This window comes from Kitasatospora putterlickiae (assembly GCF_039527695.1).
GTDB classification, from domain to species: Bacteria; Actinomycetota; Actinomycetes; order Streptomycetales; family Streptomycetaceae; genus Kitasatospora; species Kitasatospora putterlickiae.
In genome coordinates this window covers 50,284-59,856 of the sequence record NZ_BAAAKJ010000021.1, presented here as the reverse complement: position 1 = coordinate 59,856, position 9,573 = coordinate 50,284, and the positions used below count along the sequence as shown (strand labels likewise).

Sequence of the window (9,573 nt, the reverse complement as noted above, 5' to 3'; positions counted from 1 at the left end):
GACCCCGAGGACCCGCCGACCGCCGCCTCCGGCGAACTCGTGCTCGCGATCGGCGCCCGCGGCCGGGCCGCGCTCCCCGCGCTGCGCGCCGCGGGCCGGGCCGGGGCCGCCGCGGTGGCCGTCAAGCTGGACGCCCCCGGGCAGGCCGACGCGCTGCGCGAGGCGGCCACCGAGGCGGGCGTGGCGCTGCTGTCGGTGCGCCGGGAGACCCGCTGGGAGCACCTGGACTCGCTCGCCCGCGCGATCATCGCCGGCCCGGACGCCCCGGACACGCCCGGCACCGGCGAGCACAACGCCGGCGACCTGTTCTCGCTCGCCCAGACCGTCGCCGTGCTCACCAACGGCATCGTCTCGATCGAGGACACCTCCAGCCGGGTGCTCGCCTACTCCCGCTCCTCGGACTCCGACGAGGTCGACGACCTGCGCCGGCTCTCCATCCTCGGCTGGCAGGGCCCCGAGCCGTACCTGTCCAAGCTCCGCGAGTGGGGCGTCTTCCAGCACCTGCGCACCTCGGACACCGCCATCGCGGTCGACCCGCACCCGGAGCTCGGCCTGCGCCGCCGGCTGGCGATCGGCATCCGGGCGGGCGCGCAGCCGCTGGGCACCATCTGGGTGCAGGAGGGCGCCCAGCCGCTCGCCCCGCTCGCCGAGCAGGCGCTGGTCGGCGCGGCCCGGGTCGCCGCGGCCCAGCTGGTGCGCCGGCGCCGGGAGCTGTCGGCGGACGTCCGGCTGACCCAGACCCTGCTCACCGGCCTGCTGGAGGGCTCGACCGGCCCGCAGTCGCTCGCCACCCACCTCGGCCTGGACCTGCGCCGCCCGGCCACCGTGCTGGCGTACAGCGCGGGCACCACCGAGCAGCTGACCAGGGCCGAGGTGACCGGCCTGATCTCGGTGCACACGGCGGCCCGGCACCGCGCCGCGCTGCTCGCGCCGATCGAGTCCCGGGTGTACGTGCTGCTGCCCGAGCTGCCCGCCAACCTGCCGATGGCCACCGTGCGCGGCTGGGCCCAGGAGGTGGTCGAGGCGGCCCGGGACCACCTGGGCGTCCCGCTGCGCGCGGCGATCGGCTCGACGGTGGACGGCCTCGTCCGGGTGCCCGACTCACGCACCCAGGCGGACCGGATCCTCGACGCGATGGGCCGCGGCGGGGTGGACCTGGAGGTCGCGGCGCTGATCGACGTCCAGGCGGAGGTGCTGGTCAGCGAGATGCTGGCGCTGCTCCAGGAGCGCGGCGGCCTGCGCGACCCGCGGCTCACCGCGCTCACCGAGTACGACCGCCGGCACGGCACCCGGCTCGCCGAGTCGGTGCTGGCCTGGCTGGACGCGCTCGGGGAGGTCCGGGTCGCGGCCGACGCCCTGCACATCCACCCGAACACCCTGCGCTACCGGGTCCGCCGGGCCGAGCAGCTGACCGGCATCGACCTGGCCCAACCGCAGCAGCGGCTGCTCGCCATGCTCCAGCTGCGCCTGCCCGCGGACACGTGAGAGGGGCCCGCTCCTCGCGTGGAGCGGGCCCCTCCCGGTGCTCAGGCCTCAGCGGTCAGGCTCAGGCGCCGTAGCCCTGGCCGCGCTTGTGCTCGTTCAGGCGGTGCCACGGGCCGGTGATGGCCAGCTGGATGCCCGGGGTCTGGATGTTGGCGAACAGGGTCTTGCCGTCGTCCGAGAAGGTGACGCCGGTGAACTCGCTGAACTCGGGCTTCTCGGCGGTGCCGATGTTGAGCTCGTTGCGGGCGATCGGGAAGGTCAGGCCCTCGTCGGTGGCGCCGAACAGGTGCGAGACGCCCTCGCCGTCCTCGGCGATCACGATGCCGCCGTAGGGCGAGACGGTGATGTTGTCCGGGCCGTCGTAGTTGTCGTGGTCGCCGAGGACGTCGGTGTTGACGCCCAGCAGGACCTTCAGGGTGATGGTGCGGCGGTTCGGGTTGTAGAACCAGACCTGGCCGTCGTGGGCGGCGCCGGGGCTCTCCGCGCGGGCGTAGCTGGAGACGAAGTAGAAGCCGCCGTCGCCCCACCACATGCCCTCAAGCTTGCGGGCGCGGGTGACCTCGCCGTCCTTGAACTGCTTGCGGATGGAGACGGTCTTGGCGTCACGGTCCTGGACCTTGACCCAGTCCACGCCGTAGGTGGTGCCGACCTTGGTGGCGCGGGACAGGTCGTCGATGAACTTGCCCTGGGCGTCGAAGACCTTGAAGGCCTCGAACACACCGGCGTCGGCGGCCAGCTTGCGCAGCTTGTAGCGGCCGTGCTTGAAGCCGGCCTCCGGGGTCCAGCGGAACAGCAGGCCGTTGGGGTTCGAGGCGTCCTCGGTCAGGTAGACGTGGCCGCGCTTCGGGTCGACGACGACGGCCTCGTGAGCGAAGCGGCCGAAGGCCTTCACCGGCTGCGGGTCGCGGTTGTAGTCGTCGTCGAACGGGTCGACCTCGAAGACGTAGCCGTGGTCCTTGGTGAAGCCGTTCTTGCCGGCCTTGTCCTCGGTCTCCTCGCCGGACAGCCAGGTGCCCCACGGGGTGATGCCACCGGCGCAGTTGGTGGCGGTGCCGGCGATGCCGACCCACTGCTCGACCTTGCCGTTGGCCTTGGCGTGCACGATGGTGCAGCCGCCGGCCGCGCCCGGGTCGTAGACGTGGCCCTCGGTCAGCGGGACCGGGTTCGGCCAGTTGGCGCGGGCGCCGGACAGCTCGTGGTTGACGACCAGCAGGTTGCCGCCGCGCTCGTCCTCGAACGCCGAGGTGCCGTCGTGGTTGCTCGGGGTGAACTCACCGGTGCGCAGCTTGCTGACGCCGGCGCGGTTCAGGACCTTGTACTTGAAGCCCTTGGGCAGCGCGAGCAGGCCCTCCGCGTCGGCGACCAGCGGGCCGTAGCCGACGGCGACGCGCTCGGCCTCGGTGGCCGCGGCGACCGGAACCTCGCCACCGGCCGGGGCGGCGATCGCGCCCGGCGCGCTGGCCAGGGCCTCGGCGCTACCGGCGATCAGAACGCCGGCCCCGACGATGGTCGAACGGTTGACGAAGTCCCGGCGGGACAGCGACATGGCAGTCACTCCTGAGGGGTGGGCCGGCGACGGGGCGGTCCCCGGTGCGTGGCCGTGCGAGGTGTCGAGGTGGACGTCGACGCCCAGCAGACTCGGCCCGCCCGGTGAACGGCCGGTGAAGCGGACGCCTCGCCCGAGTGGTCATTTGCCGACCTTATGCGAACCGGTGACTCACCTTTTGCGTCGTCACCACAGGTCACACCACGTGTCGGCCGCCCGTCACCCGCCGTTCCACCCCCGACGGCCCGTCAGCTCACCGCCCGGCCCGCGCCGTCCGCCACTGTTCCCAGGCCGCCAGCCACAGCTGCTCACCGATCGGGTGCTCCGCGCGCTCCCCGCGCCGCACCCGACGCCAGGCGCGCTGCGCCGGCACGCTCGCCACCTCGCTGGCGAACACCGTGTACCGGATCGACTCCTCCACCGCGGCGTCGCCCTCCGGCGTGCCCACCACCCAGTGCGTCAGCTGGGAGAGCCGGCCGAGCTGCTCGACCATCGCGGACACCGCCTCGACCGCCTCCGCCCGGGTCTCCGAGGCCAGCCGCATCTGCTGGCGCACCGCCGCCTCCCAGCGCAGCGCGCCCGCCTCCGCGCCCGCCCCCGANGCGCCCGGAGCGCAGCCGCGCCTCCAGGGCGGCGGCCTCGACGATGCCGTGCGCGACCACCGCCCGGTGCGCCTCCAGCCCGGCGACCGGGGAGAGCTCGCGCTGCTCCACCGGCAGGTGCCGGCCGCGCCGGACGGCCAGCTCGCGCAGCAGCGCGGTGCGGCCGCTCAGGCAGCGCTCGTGGTCCCGGATCCGCGCCAGCTCGACGCCGCCCGGCGACACGCCGCGCCCGCAGACCGTGACGGTCAGTCCGTCCACCCGGAACCGGCCCGCCCAGACCGGCTCGGACCCGTCGACCGGGCGGCAGCCGGGCAGCGCCGCGCCGGACCACAGGCCGCGCCGGTCCTCGTGCACCTCGACGGCGTGCGACTCGCCGTCGACGGTGATCCACTCGCGCAGCGCCCGGACCCGGGCGGGCGTGTCGCCCTCGTCGACGCCGAGCTGCTCGTAGACCCGGTCCCGCTCGTCCTCGACGACGTCCTCCAGCTCGGGCAGCGGCTCGACCCGGTCGGCGCCGGGCCGGTGGGTGCGCACGGTGATGTACGGGCCGGCCGGCGAGGTCCAGTCGCCGAAGCCGACCTCGATCCAGCCGGGCGCCGCGGGCGACCCGAGGTCCGTGCCGCCGCCGTCCGCCCCGTAGCCGACCAGCGCGCCGCCACCCAGTCCCGGTACGGGCGCGACGCCGTACACCGGGAAGTCGACCTCGACGAGGGTACGGCGGGCGAGGTCCTCCTGGACGGCGAGGAACTCCTCCAGGCCGCCGGCCGGACGCTCGCCCGGGGGCCCGTCCAGGGGGTCGCCCGGACGCTCCCCGGGTAGCTCCTCCCGGTGGTCACAAGGATCGACCGTTCCCGCACCATCCCCGAACCGGCCGTCCCGGCCGCCTCCGCTCGCCCGCGTCATCCCGCGCCGCACCCCCTGTCTCGCCGTCCGCACCGTGCCGGCGGCACCCGGGCAACGATACGTGGCCCGACCTGCCGGGTCATCAGGCCCTTTGCGCGCCGGGCGGATCGGCCGCCACCACCGGACGGACCCGTCCGGGGCGCCGCTGTCGGTCCCCCTGCCTAGGCTGGCGGGCATGACAGCGACCACGCCCTTCCCCGCCCGGCTCAGCATCGTCACCCTCGGGGTCGGCGACCTCGACCGCAGCGCCCGCTTCTACGAGGCGCTCGGCTGGCACCGCTCCGGCGCGTCCAGCCCCTCGATCGTCTGGTTCCGCACCGCCGACTCGGTGCTCGGCCTCTTCCCGCACGACGAGCTGGCCGCCGACGCGGGCGTGCCGTCCGCCGGCGAACCGGCGTTCCGCGGCGTCACCCTCGCTGTGAACCTGGAGTCCCCGGCAGCGGTGGACGCCGCCCTGGAGACGGCGGTGGCCGCCGGCGCCATCGTGGTCAAGGCACCGGCGGCGACGCACTGGGGCGGCTACTCCGGGTACTTCGAGGACCCGGACGGCCACCTGTGGGAGCTGGCCCACAACCCGTTCTTCGCCTTCACCGAGGACGGCTCGCTCGACCTGCCGAACTGACCGGCGGGCCCGGCGCTCAGCCCTGGGAGCGGGCCTTGAAGGCCGCCTTGCGGGCCTCCTTGGCCACCGCCCGGTCCGGGTGCAGCTCGCCGACCGCCTCCAGCACGTCCGCCGTGTAGGGGTGCTCGACGCGCCACAGCTCGCCGAAGTAGCCCACCGGGTCGGCCGTCACCGGCAGCTCGACGACCAGGTCGCGCAGCAGGTCCGGATCGCCGCCGGTGTCCAGCAGCTGGGCCGCGAAGGCGTCCACGACCGTCCACAGCGCCATCGCCCGGTCGGGCACGGGCACGTCCGTCACGCCGAGCGAGACCAGCCACGCCCGCGCGCCGCCGCCCAGCTCCGGGTCGTCCAGCACCTCCCGGACGGCCGGCTCGGCGGGCGCGCCGAGCAGCGACAGCGCCGAGTGGCAGAGCAACCGCCGCATCGGGGCGTACGCGTCGGTGCCGCGCGCCGCCGCGAGCAGCTCGCGCGCCGCCGCCACCGGCTCCCGTCCGGCCACCCAGACCTTCAGCTCCTCCTCGGGCAGCACGTTGGCGGCCTCGCTGACCCCGCGCAGCAGCCCGGCGGCGTCGCCCCGGGCCAGGTCGCCGACCAGCGGCGCGTCGTAGCCGTCCTCCAGCAGCCACTGCCGGATCCCGTACTGGCCCAGCGGGGTGAGCCGGACCATCCCGAACCGGGCGGACTCCGCCTCGTCCAGCTCCGCCGGCTCCGCCCCCGCGGAGCGCTCGTCCTCCCCGCCCTCCTCCTCGTCGAAGAGCTCCGGGTCGATCGGCCGGTACTCCAGCAGGCCCAGCTCGGCGAGGTCGGCGAGCATCGGGTCCAGGGCGACCATCACATCGGTGATGTCACCGAGCAGCTCGTCGCTCGGCTCCTCACCCTCCGGGACCACCAGCAGCGCGGCCAGCACGCCCAGCGGCACCGTCTCGTTGCCCGGCTCGGCGAAGGCGGTGGTCTCGTACAGCACCTGGAGCGCCTCGTCGAGCAGCTCGGCGGCCTCGTCGCGGGCGTCCTCGACCTCGTTCAGGCCGTCCTCGTCCGCCTCCGCCGCGTCCTCGGCGGGCTCCAGCTCCGGGGAGTCCGCCTCCGCCGCCAGCTCGCGGACGATCCCGGCGGCCGTCAGCCACAGCTCCAGGACGGTGTCGGCGTCCCCCGCCTCGGCCGGCTCCAGGTCCGGGCCGGGGATCGCGACGTGCTCGCCGGCCGCCGTGGTGCCGAGCTCGACCAGGTCCAGGTCACAGGCCAGCGACCAGGCGCGCATCGCCTCGACCACCGCCTCCTCCGGCGCGTCCCCCTGCTCGGGGGCCAGGCCCAGCAGCCGGGCGGCCGGGGCCCGGTCCGGGCCGGTGAGGTCGCCGAACTCGTCCACCGCGCGGTGCGGGGCCGTCCAGCGGGCCAGCTTCAGCGCCCAGGCGAGCATCGGGACGGCCTTCGCCCGCTCGGCCAGCTCCGGCTCGGACGGCAGGGTGACCGGCGGCACCAGCACGGCCGCGTCGTCCAGGTCGTCGTCGTCCAGCCCGTGCGCGGCGAACGCCCCGTACAGATCCTGCAGCTCCAGGTCGGCGGGCAGCACCGCGCCCTCACCCGGCGCGCCCGTCGCCGGGGTTTCGGCGTTCCTACGACGTCGTGCGGCCATCGTTGCGCGTTCTCCCTACGCCGAGCGGTCAGCCGGGCCGGGCCCGCGGAGATCACCTCCGCGTCACCGGTCCACCACCTCAGCGTATAGGCCGGGCACCCCCGACGCCCGGCCTCAAGGGGCGCGCGCCGCAACCGCGCGCCCACCCCTTATCCTTCGAAGTCGGTACCGCGCACAACCCCGCGCGCGCCGACGGGCAACGTAGCCCCCCTCTCAGCTCACCCGCTCCACCAGGGAGCCCGCACCGAGGCCACCACCACAGCGCCGCCAGGACGGGCGCGCCGGCACACCCCGCCGACCCGGGTGGTGCCCGGCCACAGGAGACCCCTGCCATGGCGGACCTCTCCCCCGCCGGCTCCGGCCTGCGCACCGCGCAGTTCGACGGACGCCGACTGTCGGAGGCCCTGCTTCCCCTGGAGCTCGCGCCCCGCGCCCAGCTCCAGCTCTCCGCGATCAGCCGCTGGAACGCGCTGCGCGGAGTCCGCGTCGGCCTCGTCGCCGCCGCCCTGCTGCTCATGCTGATCGGCGCCAACCTGGCCACGCCGATCTACTCGCTGCTCCAACAGCAACTGCACCTGACCGCGCTGGACACCACGATCCTCTTCGCGATCTACGTGTTCGCGCTGGTCCCGGTGCTGGCCGTGGTCGGCCACTGGTCCGACCACCTGGGCCGCCGCGCGCTGATCCTGCCCGCCGTCGCGCTGTCCGCCGTCGGCGACGTCGTGTTCGCCACCTCCGGCGACTTCTGGCAGCTCGCCGCCGGCCGCGCCGTCCAGGGCATCGCCGTCGGCCTGTCCACCGGCGCCGCCGGAGCCGCCCTCGGCGACCTGATGCCGGACCACCCGGCCCGGGCCGCCAAGATCACCCTGGCCTGCTCGGCGGGCGGCGTCGCCCTCGGCCCGGTGATCGGCGCCCTGCTGGCCGGCGGTTCCGACCCGCTGCTCAGCCCGTTCCTGCTGCACTCGATCGCCCTGCTGGCGCTCTGCGTGCCGCTCGCCCTCGTCCACCCGCGCATGCCCGGCCGCAACCGCCCGCCGGCCGCTCCGCCCCGCATCACCACCCCGGCCCACCTGCGCCCCCAGCGCCCCCGGCTGCCGCGCACCGGCCGCCGCGAGTTCCTGCTCGCCGCCACGGCCGGGTTCATCTCCTACGCGGTGTTCGGCGTCTACCTCAGCCTGGCCCCGGCCTTCGCCGCCAAGCTGCTGCACACCGACTCCAAGCTGATCGGCGCCGTGGTCGCGGCCCTCCTGCTCGGCTCCTCGGCCATCGCCCAGCTACTCGTCCCGCCCACCGCCGACCGCGTGGTCATCGCCCTCGGCGTGGCCGGCCTGGCCACCGGCCTGGGGCTGGTCGTCACCGCCCAGTACACCGGCACCCCCGCGCTCCTCTTCATCGGCAGCGTCCTCGGCGGCGCCTGCCAGGGCATCGCCTTCCGCTCCCTGTTCACCACCGCCGTCGCCGCGATGAACCCCGAACGGAGGGGCTCCGAACTCTCCTCCCTCTGGATCATCATCTACCTCGGCTCCTCCCTCCCCATCGTCGCCGTCGGCGCCGCCGTGCAGATCTACGGCCTCCTCCCCGCCACCAGCGGCTTCACCCTCCTCGCCGCCCTCCTCTGCGCCACCCTGGCCCTCGCCGTAGCCCGCAAACCCAAGCCGGCCTGACCGCCCCACACCCCAAACGCCGCTGCCCGGGACTTCCTCCGAAGCCCCGGGCAGCACCGTTTCCGCGCCTCATCAGCTTGGTCGATCAGTTCTCCCACCGTTCCCCACCATCCACCCCCCACCCGCCTGCCGGCGGGTGCCCGCCCCTGCCATAGCCGCGCGCCGNNNGCGGAACGGACACCGTTCCGGGCGGCGGCATTTCACCAGGCCTTACCCGCTCCAGGACTTCCACGCATCAGTGCCGATCTCGACATCAAAGGGCTCGGGCAGCCGAACGGTGTCGCCGAACTTCCACTCGCCCAGGGTTTCGTACGTCCCCTCGCCCTTGTCCGGATCGCCGAACAAGGTGACACCCGGCTGTCGCGGATCGCGGTCGACCAGCAGGTAGTACGGCACCCCACTCCGCGCGTACCCGCTCCACTTGGTGGGCTTGACCTGCCGCCCGAACATAGGGCGGCGATCATGGCGCGCATTGGACGAGGACGTCACCTCGACGACCAGCTCAACGTCGTGCGGGTGGAGGTGCAGGACGTCCTCCGCCCGCTTCGTCGCCTCGATCTCCTTGTGCAGCAGCACCAGGTCGGGGACGTAGCCATCCCCCACCGAGACCAGATCCAGGTTGATCGCCTGAACGGCCCGCCAGGGAAAGGTGCTCTTGAGGAAGAGGGCCCGCTCGAAGCCTCGTTGAATGTCGGAGAGGATCCCCCCATGGGCGAATACCGGCGCCGGCGACACAACGATCTCCCCTCCGACCACCTCAACCCGCGTACCGTCGTCCGGGAGCCGGAGATATTCGTCCAGCTCGCCCCGGACCCACATGGCGTACGGCGAGTCAGGCAGGAGCAACTGCGCGAACGCAACCACCGACATGACTTCGCTCCCTCCGAGGTCGCGGCACCAGCCTGGCCGCCCGCTCGCAGATATACCACTGCCGCGCGAACCTTTCCTCCGAAGGAGCGGTTTGCACGGCAGCGGGTTGACGATCGGCGGATCTCAGACGTTGACGACCGACCCGCCCTGCAATCTCCACCTCCAGGTAGCACGCCCTCGCCATCACCGCCACCCGCACCCCCAAAGCACCCACACCGGTACAGAAGAACCGCTGCCCCGGAACATCC

6 protein-coding genes are annotated in these 9,573 nt (G+C 74.2%); 3 read left to right on the top strand and 3 right to left on the bottom strand.

Annotation, left to right across the window (positions count from 1 at the left end):
* Positions 1-1,485: PucR family transcriptional regulator (locus tag ABD308_RS02795; protein ID WP_344324937.1), on the top strand; the 1,485-nt coding region annotated here is incomplete at its 5' end.
* Between the two features lie 61 nt (positions 1,486-1,546).
* On the opposite strand, the gene ABD308_RS02790 is transcribed toward ABD308_RS02795, so the two are convergent.
* Positions 1,547-3,031 (bottom strand): alkaline phosphatase PhoX, encoded by a 1,485-nt coding sequence (locus ABD308_RS02790; RefSeq protein WP_344324934.1) that lies wholly within the window; start codon positions 3,029-3,031, stop codon positions 1,547-1,549.
* Between the two features lie 1,680 nt (positions 3,032-4,711).
* Between ABD308_RS02790 and ABD308_RS02785 the strand changes: the two genes are divergently transcribed.
* Positions 4,712-5,158 carry a VOC family protein gene (locus tag ABD308_RS02785; protein WP_344324931.1) on the top strand — a complete coding sequence of 149 codons (447 nt, stop codon included), beginning with the start codon at positions 4,712-4,714 and terminating at the stop codon, positions 5,156-5,158.
* Positions 5,159-5,174: 16 nt separating this feature from the next.
* Here the strand turns inward: ABD308_RS02785 and ABD308_RS02780 are convergent, their stop codons facing one another.
* On the bottom strand, positions 5,175-6,791 hold the full coding sequence (locus tag ABD308_RS02780) for a hypothetical protein (RefSeq protein WP_344324928.1): 1,617 nt from the start codon (positions 6,789-6,791) through the stop codon (positions 5,175-5,177).
* Between the two features lie 332 nt (positions 6,792-7,123).
* Between ABD308_RS02780 and ABD308_RS02775 the strand changes: the two genes are divergently transcribed.
* Positions 7,124-8,455: an MFS transporter gene (locus ABD308_RS02775; protein WP_344324925.1), complete on the top strand. Its 1,332-nt coding sequence runs from the start codon at positions 7,124-7,126 to the stop codon at positions 8,453-8,455.
* A 210-nt stretch (positions 8,456-8,665) separates the two neighbouring features.
* On the opposite strand, the gene ABD308_RS02770 is transcribed toward ABD308_RS02775, so the two are convergent.
* Positions 8,666-9,325 carry a Uma2 family endonuclease gene (locus tag ABD308_RS02770; protein ID WP_344324922.1) on the bottom strand — a complete coding sequence of 220 codons (660 nt, stop codon included), beginning with the start codon at positions 9,323-9,325 and terminating at the stop codon, positions 8,666-8,668.
* Positions 9,326-9,573 lie beyond the last annotated feature (248 nt).